Annotated in this window: 1 protein-coding gene (running past both ends of the window); it reads left to right on the forward strand. The window is 76.7% G+C overall.

All 19,395 nt of this window come from inside a single coding sequence — locus DER29_RS35710, type I polyketide synthase, on the forward strand. Of the gene's 32,781 coding nucleotides, 12,039 precede the window and 1,347 follow it; the stretch shown corresponds to coding positions 12,040–31,434 — codons 4,014 (complete) to 10,478 (complete); the first complete codon in view begins at position 1. Both the start codon and the stop codon lie outside the window.

A 19,395-nucleotide genomic window follows, 5' to 3' on the forward strand; every position in this document is an offset into this window, starting at 1 on the left:
CTGCTCCTCGGCGCGGACGCCGCCCCGGCGGCGGCGACCCCGGCGGCGGGCGGCCCGTCCGACGAGCCGATCGCCATCGTGGCCATGGCCTGCCGCTATCCCGGCGGCGTGGCGAGCCCGGAGGACCTCTGGGGGGTGGTGCGCGACGGCGCGGACGCGGTGGGCCCGTTCCCCACCGACCGGGGATGGGACGTCGACGCGCTGTACGACCCGGACCCGGACCGGTCCGGCCACAGCTACACCCGCGATGGCGCGTTCCTCGACGCCGCCGGCGACTTCGACGCCGACCTCTTCGGCATCTCGCCCCGCGAGGCCCTCGCCATGGACCCGCAGCAGCGGCTGCTGCTGGAGACCGCGTGGGAAGCGTTCGAGCGGGCCGGGATCGCGCCGGGCGGGCCGACCGCCCGGCGGACCGGCGTGTTCGTCGGGGCGACCGGACAGGGCTACGGCGGCCGGTTGCAGGACGCGACCGCCGCCGTCGAGGGGCACCTGCTCGCCGGCAGCTCCACCGCCGTCGTCTCCGGCCGGATCGCCTACACGTTCGGCTTCGAGGGGCCGGCGGTGACGGTGGACACGGCGTGTTCGTCGTCGCTGGTGGCGCTGCACCTGGCGGCGCAGTCGCTGCGGTCGGGGGAGTGCGACCTGGCGCTGGCCGGCGGCGTCACCGTGATGGCCACCCCGGGCGCGTTCGTGGAGTTCAGCCGGCAGCGCGGGTTGGCCGCCGACGGGCGGTGCAAGCCGTTCGCGGCGGCGGCCGACGGGACGGGCTGGGGCGAGGGCGTTGGCCTGCTGCTGCTGGAGAAGCTGTCCGACGCCCGCCGCAACGGGCACCAGGTCCTCGCGGTGGTGCGGGGCAGTGCGGTGAACCAGGACGGTGCGTCGAACGGGTTGACCGCCCCGAACGGGCCGTCGCAGCAGCGGGTGATCCGGCAGGCCCTGGCCAACGCGCGGCTGACCGCCGCCGAGGTGGACGCGGTGGAGGCGCACGGCACGGGCACCACGCTGGGCGACCCGATCGAGGCGCAGGCGTTGCTGGCGACGTACGGGCAGGGCCGGGGCGACGGCGTGCCGCTGCTGCTCGGCTCGGTGAAGTCGAACATCGGGCACACCCAGGCGGCGGCCGGGGTGGCCGGCGTGATCAAGATGGTGATGGCGATGCGGCACGGCGTGCTGCCGCGCACGTTGCACGTGGACGCGCCCAGCCCGCATGTGGACTGGTCGGCCGGCGCGGTCGAACTGCTCACCGAGCCCGTGCCGTGGCCGCAGGCCGATCGGCCCCGCCGGGCCGGGGTCTCCGCTTTCGGGGTGAGCGGTACCAACGCCCACGCCATCATCGAGGCGACGCCGGACCTCCCGACCGGCAGCGGGGTGACCGGGCCCACCCCGCTGCCGTGGGTGCTCTCCGCCCGCGACGCCGACGCGCTGGCCGAGCAGGCCCGGCGGCTGTCGACGTACGCGGCGGCGGCCGACGCGACGCCTGCGACGATCGCGGCGGCCCTGGTCCGCGGGCGGACGGCGCTGACCCACCGCGCGGTGGTGCTCGGCGCGGACCTCGCGGAGCTGACCCGTGGCCTGGCCGCGCTGGCCGACGGCGAGCCCGCCGCCGGCGTGCTGCGGGGCGTGGCGTCGGACGTGCGGGTGGCAGTGCTGTGCACCGGCCAGGGCGCGCAGCGGGTGGGGATGGGCCGCGGCCTGTACGCGGCGTTCCCGGTCTTCGCGGTGGCGTTCGACGAGGTGTGCGCGGAGCTGGACCGGTACCGGGACCGGCCGCTGCGGGAGCTGGTGTTCGACGGCTCCCCGGCGGACCTCGACCGCACGGACCACGCGCAGATGGCCCTGTTCGCGATCGAGGTGGCGGTCGCCCGGCTGCTCGCGTCGTGGGGGCTGACGCCCGACGCGGTGCTGGGGCACTCCGTGGGCGAGCTGGCGGCGGCGCACGTCGTCGGCGTCCTGTCGCTGCCCGACGCCGCCCGGCTGGTCGCGGCGCGGGGCACCCTGATGGCGGCGCTGCCCCCCGGCGGGGCGATGCTGGCGGTGCAGGCGTCGGAGGCGGAGATCGGTGCGGTCGCCGCCGCGTCCGGGGCGGACGTGGCGGCCGTGAACGGCCCCCGGTCGGTGGTGCTGTCCGGCGCGGAGGAGGCGGTCGCCGCCGCCGAGCGGTGGGGCGTGGAGCACGGGCGTCGGGTGAAGCGGCTGCGCGTCTCGCACGCGTTCCACTCGGCGCTGATGGAGCCGATGCTGGCGGAGTTCGCGGCGGTGCTGGAGTCGGTCTCGTTCGCGCCGCCGACGCTGCCGTGGGTGTCCACGGCGACCGGTGAGCTGGTCGACGCCGCCGAGGTCGCCACGCCGGAGTACTGGGTGCGCAACGTGCGCCGGACGGTCCGCTTCGCCGACGCGGTGCGGACCCTGCGCGGCCTGGGCGCGTCGGTGTTCGTGGAGGTCGGCCCCGACGGGGTGCTCTCCGGGCTGGCGCAGGAAGCCCCGGACGAGGGGGTCTTCTGCCCCGTGCTGCGCGCCGGGCACGACGAGCCCGGCAGCGCGCTGACCGCCCTGGCCCGGGCCCACGCGCACGGCGCGCCGGCCGACTGGCCGGCCCTGTTCACCGGTGTCGGCGCGCCGCTGGACCTGCCCACCTACCCGTTCCAGCGCCAGCGCTACTGGCTCACCCCCCTGCCCCCGACCCGGGACCTGGCCGCCGCCGGCCTCGACGCCGCCGGCCATCCGCTGCTCGACGCCGCGTTCCAGCCCGCCGGTCAGGACCGGCTGACTCTCACCGGGCGGCTCTCCCTCCAGACCCATCCGTGGCTGGCCGACCACGCCCTACGCGGCGCGGTCCTGTTGCCGGGCACCGCGTTCCTTGAGCTCGTGCTGCACGCCGCCCAGCTCGTCGACTGCGGCGGCGTCGACGAGCTGACCCTGACCGCGCCCCTGGTGCTGCCCGAACACGGCCCCGTCGACGTGCAGGTGTCGGTCGAGCCGCCCGGCGGGGACGGGAGACGACCGGTCGAGGTGTACGCGCGCCAGGCCGGCCCGTGGACCCGGCACGCGGCGGGCACGCTCTCGCCCGTGACCCCCGCCGCGCCCGACGCCCTCGCCGCCTGGCCGCCCCCCGGCGGGACGCCGCTGGACGTCGACGGCCTCCGCGACCGGGCCGCCCGCGCCGGCTTCGCCTACGGCCCGGCCTTCCAGGGCCTCGCCGCGGCCTGGCGGGTCGGGGACGAGGTCTACGCCGAGGTGACGCCGCCGGAGCCGGTGCGCGCCGCGGCCGGCGGGTTCGGCGTGCACCCGGCGCTGCTCGACGCCGCCGTGCAGGCGGTCGGGCTCGGCGTGCTCGGCGACGACCAGGGCCGGATGCCCTTCTCCTTCGCCGACGTGGCGCTGCACGCGCGGGGCGCCGACGGCCTGCGGGTGCGGCTCACCCCGACCAGCGTCGACACGGTCGCGGTCCTGGTGACCGACGCCACCGGCGCGCCGGTGGCCTCCGTGGCCGCGCTCGCGCTGCGCCCCGTCGCTGCCGCCGCGCCCGGCGAGCGCGCGCTGTTCCGGCTCGACTGGCCCGAGAAGCCGGTCCTGGCGATCCCCGGCGACCTGCCGGAGCTGACCGGGACCGTCCTGCCCGACGGCGCGCTGCCCGCGGCCCTGGTGCTCCCGGTCCGCGGTGCTGAGGCGACGCCGGCCGAGGTGGCCGAGCTGACCGACGCCGTACTCGCCGTGCTGCGGCGCTGGCTGGCCGACGAGCGGACCGACGGGGCGCGGCTGGTGGTGCGTACCCACCGGGCGGTCGCCGCCGGCCCGGACGGCGACCTCGCCGACCCGGCCGGCGCGGCGGTCAGGGGCCTGGTGCGGTCCGCGCAGCGGGAACACCCGGGCCGGTTCGTGCTGGTCGACGTCGACGACGACGCGGCCTCGGCGGGCCTGGTGGCGGGCGTCGTGGCCAGCGGCGAGCCGGAGGCGGCCGTCCGAGACGGGCGGGTCCGCGTCCCCCGGCTCGTCCCCGCCCACCCGGCGGCGGCCCCGCCGACCCTCGACCCGGACGGCACCGTCCTGATCACCGGGGGCACCGGCGACCTGGGCGGCCTACTGGCCCGGCACCTCGTCGCCGCACACGGGGCGCGCCGGCTGGTGCTGACCGGCCGGCGCGGCGTGGCCCCGGCCGACCTCGTCGCCGACCTCGCCGCCCTCGGCGCCCACGTCACCGTCGAGGCGTGCGACGCTGCCGACCGCGCCGCGCTCGCCGACCTGCTCGACCGGATCGACCCGGCCCACCCGCTGACCGGCGTCGTGCACGTGGCGGGCGTCGTCGCCGACGGCGTCGTGACCGCGCTGACCCCCGACGCGGTGCGGGCGGTGCTGCGGCCCAAGGTCGACGCCGCCGTCCACCTGCACGAGCTGACCGCCGGGCACGACCTCGCGCTGTTCGTCACCTACTCCTCCGCCGCCGGTGTGCTGGGCAGCGCCGGGCAGGCCAACTACGCCGCCGCGAACGCCTACCTGGACGCCCTGGCCGTGCGGCGGCGGGCGGCCGGGCTGCCCGCGTTGTCCCTGGCCTGGGGCCCGTGGTCGACCGGCGGCGGCATGACCGCCGAGCTGGACCAGGCCGACCGCGACCGGCTCGCCCGCACCGGGGCGCGCGCGCTGACCCCGGCGCACGGGCTCGCCCTGTTCGACGCCGCGCTCGCCGCCGGGCACGCCGTCGCGGTGCCGGTCGATTTCGACCTCGACGCGCTGCGGGCGGCGGCCGAGGCCGGACATCTTCCCGCGCCGCTGGCCGGACTGGTGCGTGTTCCGCCCCGACGGATCACCCGCGCCGCCACCTCCTCGCTGGCCGCCCGGCTGGCCGGCCTGGACCGCGACGAGCGGCACAGCACCGTGCTCCGGCTGATCCGGGCCGAGATCGCGGCGGTGCTGAGCCACGCCGACGCGGACCGCGTCGACGCCGCCCGGCCGTTCACCGACCTGGGCTTCGACTCGCTGACCGCAGTCGAGTTGCGCAACCGGCTCGGTGTCGTCACCGGCCTGCGCCTGCCCGCCACCCTCGTCTTCGACCACCCCACCCCGCTGGCGCTTACCGATTACCTCGTCGCGGAGACCGCCGAGCCCGACGAGGCGGGCGCGCCGACCCGCGCGGTGACGTCGGCGACCTCGGCTGCGGCGGACGAGCCCGTCGCGATCGTGGCGATGGCCTGCCGCTACCCCGGTGGCGTCCGCTCGCCGGAGGATCTGTGGCGGCTCGTCGAGGAGGGCGTGGACGCGATCGACGCGTTCCCCACCGACCGGGGCTGGGATCCCGACCTGTACGACCCTGACCCGGACCAGCCGGGGAAGACGTACAGCGCCGAGGGCGGCTTCCTCTACGACGCCGCCGGATTCGACGCTGACTTCTTTGGCATCTCCCCCCGGGAGGCGGTGGCCACCGACCCCCAGCAGCGGCTGCTGCTGGAGGCCACCTGGGAGGCGCTGGAACGGGCCGGGATCGACCCGAACTCGCTGCGCGGCAGCCGGACGGGCGTGTTCGCGGGCGTGATGTACCACGACTACGCGTCCCGGCTGCCGGCCGTGCCGGCGGAGGTCGAGGCGTTCGTCGGCACCGGCAACTCGGGTAGCGTCGCGTCCGGCCGGATCGCCTACACGTTCGGCTTCGAGGGGCCGGCGGTGACGGTGGACACGGCGTGTTCGTCGTCGCTGGTGGCGCTGCACCTGGCGGCGCAGTCGCTGCGGTCGGGGGAGTGCGACCTGGCGCTGGCCGGCGGCGTCACCGTGATGGCCACCCCGGACACGTTCGTCGGCTTCAGCCGGCAGCGCGGGTTGGCCGCCGACGGGCGGTGCAAGCCGTTCGCGGCGGCGGCCGACGGGACGGGCTGGGGCGAGGGCGTCGGCCTGCTGCTGCTGGAGAAGCTGTCCGACGCCCGCCGCAACGGGCACCAGGTCCTCGCGGTGGTGCGGGGCAGTGCGGTGAACCAGGACGGTGCGTCGAACGGGTTGACCGCCCCGAACGGGCCGTCGCAGCAGCGGGTGATCCGGCAGGCCCTGGCCAACGCGCGGCTGACCGCCGCCGAGGTGGACGCGGTGGAGGCGCACGGCACGGGCACCACGCTGGGCGATCCGATCGAGGCGCAGGCGTTGCTGGCGACGTACGGGCAGGACCGGCCGGCGGACCGGCCGCTGTGGCTGGGTTCGGTGAAGTCGAACATCGGGCACACCCAGGCGGCGGCCGGCGTCGCCGGGGTGATCAAGATGGTGATGGCGATGCGGCACGGCGTGCTGCCCCGCACCTTGCACGTCGACGCGCCCAGCCCGCATGTGGACTGGTCGGCCGGCGCGGTGGAGCTGCTCACCGAGCCGACCCCGTGGCCCCGGGCCGACCGCCCGCGCCGGGCCGGGGTGTCGTCGTTCGGGGTCAGCGGCACCAACGCCCACGCCATCATCGAGGCCGTGCCGGCGGCGGCCCCGCCCCCTGCCGTCGCCGCGCCCCCGGCGCTGCCCTGGTCGCTGTCGGCCCGGTCGGCCGACGCGTTGCGCGACCAGGCCCGCACGCTGCACGCGCACCTGCGCACGCACCCCGGGCACGACCCGGTCGCCGTCGGGCGCGCGCTGGTCGCCGAGCGGGTGGCGTTCGACCACCGGGCCGTCGTCGTCGCCGGCCGGGAGGACCTGCTCGCCGGCCTCGACGCGCTGGCCCGCGGCGCGCAGGCACCGGGCGTGGTGCAGGGGGAGGCCACGGGCGCGCGGGTGGCGGTGCTGTGCACCGGCCAGGGCGCGCAGCGGGTGGGGATGGGCCGGGAGCTGTACGCGGCGTTCCCGGCGTTCGCGGCGGCGTTCGACGAGGTGTGCGCGGAGGCGGACCGGCACCGGGACCGGCCGCTGCGGGAGCTGGTCTTCGGCGGCGAGCAGGAGGACCTGGACCGCACGGACCACGCGCAGGTGGCGCTGTTCGCGGTCGAGGTGGCGGTGTTCCGGCTGCTGGAGTCGTGGGGGGTGGTTCCCGACGTGCTGGTGGGGCACTCGGTGGGCGAGCTGGTGGCGGCGCACCTGGCGGGAATGTTGTCGCTGGGCGACGCCGTGCGGCTGGTGGTGGCGCGGGGCGCGTTGATGGCGGCGTTGCCGGGCGACGGGGCGATGGTGGCGGTCGAGGCCGACGAGGCCGAGGTCGCGGAGCTGGTGGACGCGTGCGGGGTCGACGTCGCGGCGGTGAACGGCCCACGGTCGGTGGTGCTCTCCGGTGGGCGGGAGGCGGTCGACGCGGCCGAGCGGTGGTGTGTGCAGCGGGGGCGTCGGGCGAAGCGGCTGCGGGTGTCGCACGCGTTCCACTCGGCGCTGATGGAGCCGATGCTGACGCCGTTCGCGGAGGTGGCGCGGACGGTGTCCGTCGCCGCGCCGGCGGTGCCCGTGGTGTCGACGGTGACCGGCGGCCTGCTCGACGCGGCGCAGCCGGCCGGCCCGGAGCACTGGGTGCGCAACGTGCGGGAAACGGTGCGTTTCGCCGACGCGGTACGGGCGGTGCGCGATCTGGGCACGTCCGCGTTCGTGGAGATCGGCCCGGACGGCGTGCTCTGCGGGCTGGCGGGGGAGATCCTCGACGAGGCGCTGTTCTGTCCGGTCCTGCGGGGCGGGCACGACGAGCCCGGCACCGCGCTGACCGCCCTGGCGGGCCTGCACACCCGGGGCGTCCCCGTGGACCTCGGGGCGCTGTTCGCCGCCGCGCCGGCCGGACACGTGGACCTGCCCACCTACCCGTTCCAGCACCGGCGCTACTGGCTGGACGCGCCGCCGGGGCACGGCGTCGACGTGTCCGCCGCTGGCTTCGGCGTCACCGGCCATCCGCTGCTCGGCGCGGTGTTCCGGCCGGCGGGCGGGGACGCTGTGACGCTGACCGGTCGCCTCGCCCTGGCCACCCAGCCCTGGCTCGCCGACCACGCCGTGCACGGCACCGTCGTGGTCCCCGGCACGGCTTTCGTCGAGCTGCTCGCCCGCGCGGGCGTCGAGACGGGCTGCCCCGGGATCGCCGAGATGACCCTGGCGACGCCGCTGACGCTGCCCCCGGACGGCGCGGTCGACGTGCAGGTCGCCGTCGACCCAGCCGGCGACGACGGCACGCGCGCCGTGCGGGTGCATGCCCGGCGGGCGGGCACGGACGAGCCCTGGACCCGGCACGCCGAGGGGACCCTCACCGGCGACTCGACGCCGCCGCCCGACCTGCCGCACTGGCCGCCGCGCGAGGCGGTCGCCGCGCGCGCCGACGGCCTCTACGACCGGATGGCCGACGCCGGGTTCGCCTACGGGCCGTCGTTCCGCGGATTGCGCGCCGCCTGGCAGGCCGACGACGGGGTGTACGCCGAGGTGGCGCTCCCCGACGAGCCGCGCCGCACGGCCGGCGGTTACCTGACGCACCCGGCCCTGCTGGACGCCGCCCTGCACGCGCTGGCCCTGCTGCCCGGCCCGGCCCGGCTGCCGTTTTCCTTCACGGGCGTGTCGCTGTTCACCCCGGCCGCCGAGACCCTGCGGGTCCGGCTGACCCCGATCGGCCCCGACGCGGTCGCGCTGGCGGCCACCGACGCCGACAACCGGCCGGTGGCGGTGGTCCGCTCGCTGACCCTGCGACCGGTCTCGCCCGAGCAGCTCCGCCCCGCCGGAGCCGTGGCGGGCGAGTCGCTGCTGCGGCTCACCTGGCAGCCGCACCGGGCCAGCCCGACGCCGGACCCCCGGCAGCACTGGGTCGCGCTCCGCGCCGACGACCTCGGCCTCGGCCTGCCGGTCCACGCCGACCTCGACGCCGTCGACGGGACGGTCCCGGACGTGGCGGTGCTGACCTGCTCGCCCGCCGGCGACGACAGGGTGGCCGCCACCCACGCGGCCCTGCGGTCGGTTCTCGCCACCGTCCAGGGCTGGCTGGCCGACGAACGCCTGCGGAACTCCCGCCTGGTTGTGGTCACCCGCGCGGCCGTCGGCGACGACGGCGACGACGTCGCCGGCGCGGCCGTCTGGGGCCTGCTCCGGTCGGCCCAGGCGGAGCACCCGGACCGGTTCGTCCTCGTCGACACCGACTCCCCGGCCGGCGTCGCCGCCGCCGTCGCCACGGGCGAACCGCAGGTGCGGGTCCGCGACGGCAACCTGACCGTGCCCCGGTTGGCGCGGTTGTCGGGTGTGGTGGGTGGTGGTGGGTTGCGGGTTGATCCTTTGGGGACGGTGGTGGTGACGGGTGCGTCGGGTGCGTTGGGTGGGGTGTTCGCGCGGCATTTGGTGGCGGAGTGTGGGGCGCGGCGGGTGGTGTTGGTGAGTCGTCGGGGGGCGGCTGCGGCGGGTGCGGTGGAGTTGGCGGCGGAGTTGTCGGCGTGGGGTGCGGAGGTGGTGTTCGAGGCGTGTGATGTGGCGGATCGGGTGGGGTTGGTGGGGGTGTTGGGGCGGGTGCCGGTGGGGCGTCCGTTGGTGGGTGTGGTGCATGCGGCGGGGGTGTTGGACGACGGTGTGGTGGCGTCGTTGTCGGGGGAGCGGGTGGCGGCGGTGGTGCGGCCGAAGGTGGATGGGGGGTGGTTGTTGCATGAGTTGACGGTGGGGTTGGGATTGTCGTTTTTTGTGGTGTTCTCGTCGGCGGCGGGTGTGTTGGGGGGTGCGGGGCAGGGGGGTTATGCGGCGGCGAATGCGGGGTTGGAGGCGTTGGTGCGGTGGCGTCGGCGGTTGGGGTTGCCGGCGACCGCGCTGGCCTGGGGCCCGTGGACGGCGGGCATGGCCGGCGAGGCCGAGCAGGCCCGCGCCGCCCGCTCCGGTTTCCCCCCACTGTCCATCGCCGACGGGCTGGCCCTGTTCGACGCCGCGCTCGGCGTCGACGAGGCGGTGCTGACGCCTCTACGGGTGGACCCTGCCGCGGTGCGGGCCGCCGGGACGGTCCCCACGGTGCTGCGCGGCCTGGTACGGGAGCCCGCGACCGCCACCGGCGTCACCCCTACCGAGACGGCCCGCCTGCTCGCCGGACTCTCCGGTGCCGACCGCGCCGGCGCGCTGCGGGACCTGGTGCGGGCCGAGGTCGCGGTGGTGCTCGGCCACTCGGGCCCGGCCGCCGTGGCGGCCGACAAGCCGTTCGGCGAGCTGGGCTTCGACTCGCTGACGGCGGTCGAGCTGCGCAACCGCCTCACCGCGGCCACCGGCCTGCGGCTGCCCGCCACCCTGATCTTCGACCACCCGAGCGCCGACAGCGTCGCCGAGCACCTCGACCGCCTGTTCGGCCTCGACGACGCCGTGCCGGTGGCCGCGGTCAGTGCGGTGGCGTCGGACGAGCCGGTGGCGATCGTGGGGATGGCGTGTCGGTTTCCGGGTGGGGTGCGGGGTCCGGAGGACCTGTGGCGGTTGGTGGAGTCGGGTGGGGATGGGGTGTCGGTGTTCCCGGCCGATCGTGGGTGGGATGTGGAGGGGTTGTTCGATCCGGATCCGGATGCGGTGGGGAAGTCGTACGCGCGTGAGGGTGGGTTCCTGTACGACGCGGCGGAGTTCGACGCGGAGTTCTTCGGTATCTCGCCGCGTGAGGCGCTCGCGATGGATCCGCAGCAGCGGTTGTTGTTGGAGACGGCGTGGGAGGCGTTCGAGCGGGCGGGTATCGATCCGGGTGTTGTGCGGGGGAGCCGGACCGGGGTCTTCACCGGCGTCATGTACCACGACTACGTCTCCCGCCTCGACGACGTGACGGGTGGCGCCGAGGGGTACCGCGGCACCGGAAACTCCGGCAGTGTGATCTCCGGCCGGGTGGCCTACACGTTCGGCTTCGAGGGGCCGGCGGTGACGGTGGACACGGCGTGCTCGTCGTCGCTGGTGGCGTTGCACCTGGCGGCGCAGTCGCTGCGCTCGGGGGAGTGCGAGTTGGCGCTGGCTGGCGGCGTCACCGTCATGGCGACGCCCGCGGCGTTCACCGAGTTCAGCCGGCAGCGGGGCCTGTCCCCGGACGGTCGGTGCAAGCCGTTCGCGGCGGCGGCGGACGGCACGGGCTGGGCCGAGGGCGTCGGCGTGCTGCTGGTCGAGAGGCTCTCCGACGCCCGCCGCCACGGGCACCGGGTCCTCGCGGTGGTCCGCGGCAGCGCCGTCAACTCCGACGGCGCGTCCGCCGGGCTCACCGCCCCGAACGGTCCGTCGCAGCAGCGGGTGATCCGGCAGGCGTTGGCCAATGCGGGGTTGTCTGCCGGCGAGGTGGACGCGGTGGAGGCGCACGGTACGGGTACGACGTTGGGTGATCCGATCGAGGCGCAGGCGTTGTTGGCGACGTATGGGCAGGGTCGGCCGGCGGACCGGCCGTTGTGGTTGGGGTCGGTGAAGTCGAACATCGGGCACACGCAGGCGGCGGCGGGTGTCGCGGGTGTGATCAAGATGGTGATGGCGATGCGGCACGGGGTGCTGCCCCGGACCCTGCACCTGGACGCGCCGAGCCCGCACGTGGACTGGACGGCGGGCGCGGTGGAGCTGCTCACCGAACAGGTGCCGTGGCCGGCGACCGGTCGCCCCCGCCGCACGGGCGTGTCGTCCTTCGGCTTCAGCGGTACCAACGCCCACGTCGTCCTGGAGCAGCCGCCCGCCGAGACCCCGCCACCGGCGGCCGGCCCCGACCCGGTCGCGGTGCCGTGGCTGCTCTCCGCGCCGACGCCCGACGGCCTCCGCGCCCAGGCCGTCGGCCTGCGGTCCGCGCTGCGCGACGGCGCGGCCCGGCCCGTGGACGTCGCCTGGTCGCTGGCGACCACCCGGGCCGCCTTCCCGCACCGCGCCGCGCTGGTCGGCGGCACCCACGCGCAGCTCGCCGCCGACCTGGACGCGTTGATCCGCGGCGACTCTCCGCTCACCGGGGTGGTCGACCAGGGCAGGCTGGCCTTCCTGTTCACCGGCCAGGGCGCGCAGCGGGTGGGCATGGGCCGCGAGCTGGCCGCCGCCCATCCGGCCTTCGCCGCCGCGTTCGCCGACGCCTGCGCCGCACTCGACCGGCACCTCGACCGCCCCGTCGCCGAGCTGGTCGACGGACCTGCGGACCTGCTCGACCGCACCGGCTACGCGCAGCCCGCGCTGTTCGCCGTCGAGGTCGCGCTGTTCCGGCTGCTCGAATCCTGGGGGGTACGGCCCGACGCCGTGGCCGGTCACTCGGTGGGTGAACTGGTCGCCGCGCACGTCGCCGGGGCGCTGTCCCTGGCGGACGCCGCGGCGCTGGTCGCGGCCCGGGGCCGGCTGATGCAGGCGTTGCCCGAGGGTGGCGCAATGGTCGCCGTCCGCGCCACCGAGGACGAGGTGCGCGCGTGCCTCTCCGACGGGGTGAGCGTCGCCGCCGTGAACGGCCCGGACTCGGTCGTCGTCTCCGGCGCGGACGACGCGGTGGCCCGGGTCGTCGCCCACTTCGCCGGGCTGGGCCGCCGGACCACCCGGCTGCGGGTGTCGCACGCGTTCCACTCGGCCCGGATGGACCCGATGCTGGAGCCCTTCGCCGAGCTGCTCACCGACGTCACGTTCGACGCCCCGACGATCCCGATCATGTCTACCGTGACCGGTGCCGTGCTGACCGCCGACGAGGTCCGCGCCCCGCGACACTGGCTGCGCAACATCAGCGACACCGTGCGCTTCGCCGACGCCGTGCGCGCGCTCGCCGACGCCGGGACGACCGCCTTCGTCGAGATCGGCCCGGACAGCGCGCTGAGCACCCTCGCCGCTGACTGCCTCACCGGTGGGCACCTGGTCGTGCCCGTCCTGCGCAAGGACCGCCCCGAGCCGGTGACGGCGCTCACCGCCGTCGCCGCCGTGCACCTGCGCGGCCGACCGGTCGACTGGGCCGCCGTCCTCGCCGGCGGCCGGCCGCGCCGCGTCGACCTGCCCACGTACGCCTTCCAGCGCACCCGCTACTGGCCCGACGCCCCGCCCGCGCGGCCCGACGACCCCGCCGGCCTGGGCCTCGGCCCCGCCGAGCACCCGCTGCTCGGCGCGGCCGTCGCCCTGGCCGACGGCGACGGCCTGCTCCTCACCGCGCGGCTGTCCGCGGCCGAGCACGACTGGCTCGGCCAGCACCGGGTGCACGGCGCGGTCCTGCTGCCCGGCACGGCCCTGCTCGACCTGGCCGCCCACGCGGGCGCGGCGGTCGGCTGCGGCCGGGTCGCGGAGCTGACGCTGCACGCCCCGCTCGTGCTGCCCGACCAGGGCGCCGTCGCGCTCCAGGTGCACGTGCGGACGGCCGACGCCGACGGGCGTCGCGCCCTGTCCGTGCACTCCCGCCCGGACGGCGCGGCGGCCGGCGAACCCTGGGTCCGGCACGCCACCGGTGAGCTCGCCGAGGCCACCGACGCCGCCCTGCCCGGCCTGACCAACTGGCCGCCGGCGGACGCGGAGCCGGTGCGCCTCGACGGCCAGTACGCGCGGTTCGCCGCGGCCGGATTCGAGTACGGACCGGTGTTCCAGGGGGTGCGCGCGGCCTGGCGGCGGGGCGACGACGTGTACGCCGAGATCGCCCTGCCCGACCCGACGCCGTCGGCCGCCGGGCGGTTCGGCCTGCACCCGGCCCTGCTCGACGCTGCCCTGCACGCGCTCGGCATGGCCCACCCCGGCCCGGGACGGCTGCCTTTCTCCTGGTCGGACGTGACGCTGACCGGCCGCGGCGCGCAGACCCTGCGGGTCCGGCTGACCCCCTCCGGCGCGGACGCGGTGTCGATCGTGGTCGCCGACGGCACGGGCGCGGCGGTGGCCCGGGTGGGGTCGCTGGTCCTGCGGCCCGTGTCGGCCGACCAGGTGCGCTCCCACCGGGACGTCGTCGGCGACTCGCTGTTCCGGGTGCAGTGGACGCCCCGGCCGGTCGACGCGGCGACCCCGGTTGGCGCCTGGGTCGTGCTGGGCGACGACGACCTGGGGCTGGGCGTGCCGACGGTGCCCGACCTCGACGCGGCGGCCGACGTGACGCCGGAGATCGTGGTGCTGCCCTGCGCCCCCGGCGCGGGCCCGGGCGCGGTGACCGACCGGCTGCTGGCGGTGCTCGACGTGGTCCGCCGCTGGGTCGCCGACGAGCGCCTCCGCGACGCGCGCCTGGTGGTGCTGACCACGGGCTCGGCCGACCCGGATGCGCCGGCCACCGTCGAGGAGCTGACCGAGCCGACCGACCTGCCGGTTGCGGCCGTCTGGGGGCTGCTCCGGTCGGCCCAGGCGGAGCACCCGGACCGGTTCGTCCTCGTGGCCGCCGACCGCGACGGCGTCGCCGACCGGCTCGCCGCGGCCCTGGCCACCGGCGAACCGCAGCTCGCCCTGCACGGCGGCCGGGTCCTCGTGCCCCGGTTGGCGCGGTTGTCGGGTGTGGTGGGTGGTGGTGGGTTGCGGGTTGATCCTTTGGGGACGGTGGTGGTGACGGGTGCGTCGGGTGCGTTGGGTGGGGTGTTCGCGCGGCATTTGGTGGCGGAGTGTGGGGCGCGGCGGGTGGTGTTGGTGAGTCGTCGGGGGGCGGCTGCGGCGGGTGCGGTGGAGTTGGCGGCGGAGTTGTCGGCGTGGGGTGCGGAGGTGGTGTTCGAGGCGTGTGATGTGGCGGATCGGGTGGGGTTGGTGGGGGTGTTGGGGCGGGTGCCGGTGGGGCGTCCGTTGGTGGGTGTGGTGCATGCGGCGGGGGTGTTGGACGACGGTGTGGTGGCGTCGTTGTCGGGGGAGCGGGTGGCGGCGGTGGTGCGGCCGAAGGTGGATGGGGGGTGGTTGTTGCATGAGTTGACGGTGGGGTTGGGATTGTCGTTTTTTGTGGTGTTCTCGTCGGCGGCGGGTGTGTTGGGGGGTGCGGGGCAGGGGGGTTATGCGGCGGCGAATGCGGGGTTGGAGGCGTTGGTGCGGTGGCGTCGGCGGTTGGGGTTGCCGGCGACCGCGCTGGCCTGGGGCCCGTGGCGGCACGGCCAGGGCATGGCCGACGCGCTCACCGAGGCGGAACTGGCGCGGATGCGCCGCACCGGGGTCCGGTCGATCACCACCGACGAGGGGATCGCGCTGTTCGACGCGGCCGTCGCTTCCGGCGAGCCGGTGCCGGTGCCGATCCGGTTCGACCTCGCGGCCGTGCGCGCCGCCGGCCCGGTGCCGCCGCTCCTGCGCGGCCTGGTCCGTCAGGACCCGCGCCGCGCCGCCACGACCGCGCCGGCGTCCCCGCTGACCGTCCGGCTGGCCGACGTCGCCGAGCCCGACCGGGCGCGGGCGCTGGTCGACCTGGTCCGCACCGAGGCCGCCCTGGTGCTCGGCCACGCCGACGCGGCCTCCGTCGGGGCGGCGAGGCCCTTCGTCGAGCTGGGGCTCGACTCGCTCGCGGCGGTGGATCTGCGCAACCGGCTGGCGGCGGCGGTCGGCGTCCGGCTGCCCGCCACGCTGGTCTTCGACTACCCCACCGCGGACGCGCTCGCCGCGTACCTGCTGACCCTTACGACCGACAGCGCCGCCGAGACGCCGGTGGCCGCGGTCAGTGCGGTGGCGTCGGACGAGCCGGTGGCGATCGTGGGGATGGCGTGTCGGTTTCCGGGTGGGGTGCGGGGTCCGGAGGACCTGTGGCGGTTGGTGGAGTCGGGTGGGGATGGGGTGTCGGTGTTCCCGGCCGATCGTGGGTGGGATGTGGAGGGGTTGTTCGATCCGGATCCGGATGCGGTGGGGAAGTCGTACGCGCGTGAGGGTGGGTTCCTGTACGACGCGGCGGAGTTCGACGCGGAGTTCTTCGGTATCTCGCCGCGTGAGGCGCTCGCGATGGATCCGCAGCAGCGGTTGTTGTTGGAGACGGCGTGGGAGGCGTTCGAGCGGGCGGGTATCGATCCGGGTGTTGTGCGGGGGAGCCGGACCGGGGTCTTCACCGGCGTCATGTACCACGACTACGCGTCCCGGCTGCCCGTCCTGCCCGAGGAGGTGGAGGCGTTCCTGGGCACCGGCAGCTCCGGCAGCGTGGTCTCCGGCCGGGTCGCCTACACGTTCGGCTTCGAGGGGCCGGCGGTGACGGTGGACACGGCGTGCTCGTCGTCGTTGGTGGCGCTGCACCTGGCGGCGCAGTCGCTGCGGTCGGGGGAGTGCACCCTCGCGCTGGCCGGCGGCGTCACCGTCATGGCGAGCCCCGGCACGTTCGTCGGCTTCAGCCGGCAGCGGGCCATTGCCCCGGACGGGCGGTGCAAGCCGTTCGCGGCGGCGGCCGACGGGACGGGCTGGGGCGAGGGCGTTGGCCTGCTGCTGCTGGAGAAGCTGTCCGACGCCCGCCGCAACGGGCACCGGGTCCTCGCGGTGGTGCGGGGCAGTGCGGTGAACCAGGACGGTGCGTCGAACGGGTTGACCGCCCCGAACGGGCCGTCGCAGCAGCGGGTGATCCGGCAGGCCCTGGCCAACGCGGGGCTGTCGCCGTCTGAGGTGGACGCGGTGGAGGCGCACGGCACGGGCACCACGCTGGGCGATCCGATCGAGGCGCAGGCGTTGCTGGCGACGTATGGGCAGGGCCGGCCGGCGGACCGGCCGTTGTGGCTGGGTTCGGTGAAGTCGAACATCGGGCACACCCAGGCCGCGGCCGGGGTGGCCGGCGTGATCAAGATGGTGATGGCGATGCGGCACGGGACGCTGCCCCGCACCCTGCACGTCGACGCCCCCAGCCCGCATGTGGACTGGTCGGCCGGCGCGGTCGAACTGCTCACCAAGCCCGTGCCGTGGCCGCAGGCCGCCGCGCCCCGCCGCGCCGGCGTGTCGTCGTTCGGCATCAGCGGCACCAACGCCCACGTGATCCTCGAACACACCCCGGACCCGGCGGCGACGCCGGAACCCCGGCAGGCGTCGACCGCGCCCTGGCTGCTCTCCGGCCGCACCCGGGCCGCGCTGACCGCCCAGGCCCGGCACCTGCACGCCCGGCTGCGGTCCGAGCCCGACGTCGAACCGGTCGACGTCGGCTACACCCTGGCCACCGCCCGGGCGGCCTTCGTGTACCGCGCCGCGGTGACCGGCGCCGACTGCGACGAGCTGATGGCGGGCCTGGCCGCGTTGGCCGCCGGCACCCCCGCCGCCGGGCTAACCGAGGGCGTCGCCGCCGACCGCGGCCCGGTTGCCTTCCTCTTCCCCGGCCAGGGGTCGCAGTGGGTGGGCATGGCCGTCGACCTGTACGAGTTCGCCGCCCCGTTCCGGGCCCGGATGGACGCCTGCGCCGACGCCCTCGCGCCGTTCACCGACTGGTCCCTGGCCGCCGCGCTCGCCGACGCCACGCTGCTGGAACGCGTCGACGTGGTGCAGCCCGCGCTGTGGGCGGTGATGGTCTCGCTCGCGGAGCTGTGGCGGGAGCATGGCGTGACCCCGGCGGTGGTCGTCGGCCACTCGCAGGGCGAGATCGCCGCCGCGGTCGCGGCCGGGGCCCTCTCCCTGGCCGACGGGGCGAAGGTCGTCGCGCTGCGCAGCCGCGTCCTCGCCCGGCTGGCCGGCCGGGGCGGCATGGCCTCGGTCGGGCTGCCCGCCGAGCAGGTCACCGAACTGCTCGACCGGTGGGACGGGCGGCTGGCGGTCGCCGCGGTCAACGGGCCGCGTTCGGTCGTGGTCTCCGGCGAGGTGGACGCGCTCGACCAACTGCTCGCCCGGTGCGCGGCCGACGGCACCCGCGCCCGCCGCATCGCCGTCGACTATGCCTCGCACTCCCCGCAGGTCAGGCAGGTGCGCGCCGAGCTGCTCGCCCAGCTCGCCGACATCGCGCCCCGCCCGGCCGAGGTGCCCTTCTTCTCCACCGTCGTCGGCGGCTTCGTCGACACCACCACGCTTGACGCGCACTACTGGTACCGCAACCTGCGGCAGACCGTCCAGTTCGCGCCGGCCGTGCGGGACCTGGCCGACCAGGGACACGACGTCTTCCTGGAGATCAGCCCGCACCCGGTGCTGGTGCCCGACGCCCAGGACACCGTCGCGGACACCGCCGCCGTCGTGCTCGGCACGCTGCGGCGCGACGACGGCGGCCCGCACCGCTTCCGCGTCGCCCTCGCCGAGGCGCACCTGCACGGCGTGCCGGTGGACTGGCAGCGCGCCTACGCCGCCACCGGCGCGGTGCACGTCCCCCTGCCCACCTACCCGTTCCAGCGCCGGCCGTACTGGCTGACCGGGCCGGACCCGCAGCCCGCCGCCGGGATCGGCGGGCCGGGACACCCCCTGCTCGGGCCGGCCGTCGACCTCGCCGACGGCGCCCTGGTCGCGGTCGGGCGGCTCTCCCTGCGCACCCACCCCTGGCTGGGCGAACACCGGGTCCGGGGGGCCGCCCTGCTGCCCGGCACGGCGTTCGTCGACCTGGTCGCGTGGGCCGGCGGCGAGGTCGGCTGCGGGCACCTCGCGGAGCTGACCCTGCACGCCCCGCTGGTCCTGCCCGAGGACGCCGCCGTGCGGGTCCAGCTCACGGTCGCCGGGCCCGACGACAACGGGGCCCGGGAGGTGACCGTCCACTCCCGCCCCGACGACTCCCCGGACCAGCCGTGGGTGCGACACGCCACCGGCTCCGTCACCGTCGCGTCCGCGCCACCCCCGACGACGGGCCAGCCGGACGAGTGGCCCCCGGCCGACGCCGAGCCCGCCGACGTGAGCGGGGTCTACCCCGCCTTCGCCGAAGCCGGCTTCGACTACGGCCCCGCCTTCCGGGGCCTGCGGGCGGCCTGGCGGCGCGGCGCGGACGTCCTCGCCGAGGTGACGCTGGCCGAGCCCGTCGACACCCGGGGCTACGCCGTGCACCCCGCGCTGCTCGACGCGGCGCTGCACGCCGCCGCCCTCGGCGGATTCGTGGCCGCACCGGACGGCGCGGGGCGGCTGCCGTTTGCCTGGACGGGGGTGACCCTGCACGCCCCGGCCGGCGTCGCCCTGCGGGTGACGATCTCGCCCGCCGGACCGGACGCCCTGTCGATCGCCGCCACCGACGACCGGGGCACCCCGGTCGCCTCGGTAGGGTCGTTGGTGCTGCGCGCGCTCACCGCCGACCAGCTTCCGGCGCGGCCCCGTCCGCTCTACGCCGTGGACTGGCCGGTCCTCGCCACCGCGCGGCGGCCCGAACCCGCCGGGTGGACCCTGCTCGACGCCGAGGGCCTGGCCGCCGCCGACCCCACCGCCGAGATCGTCGTCCTGCCGGTCTCCGGTACCGCCGACGTGGCCGCGACGGTGACCGGGGTGCTCGACACGGTCCAACGGTTCCTCGCCGACGAGCGCTTCGCCTCGGCCCGGCTGGCCGTGCTGACCAGCGGGGCCGTCGCGGTCGCCGGGGAGAGGCCGGGCGACCTGGCGGGCGCGGCGGTGTGGGGCCTGCTCCGCTCCGCCCAGGCCGAGCACCCGGGCCGGTTCGCCCTGGTCGACCTCCACGGTGCGCCGCCCCCCGCCGACCTGCCGCTTGACCTGGTGGCGGCGGTCGCCGCCGGCGGCGAGCCGCAGGTGGCGATCCGCGCCGGCGCGCTACGGGTGCCCCGACTG

Source organism: Micromonospora sp. M71_S20 (assembly GCF_003664255.1).
In the GTDB taxonomy this organism is placed as follows: domain Bacteria; phylum Actinomycetota; class Actinomycetes; order Mycobacteriales; family Micromonosporaceae; genus Micromonospora.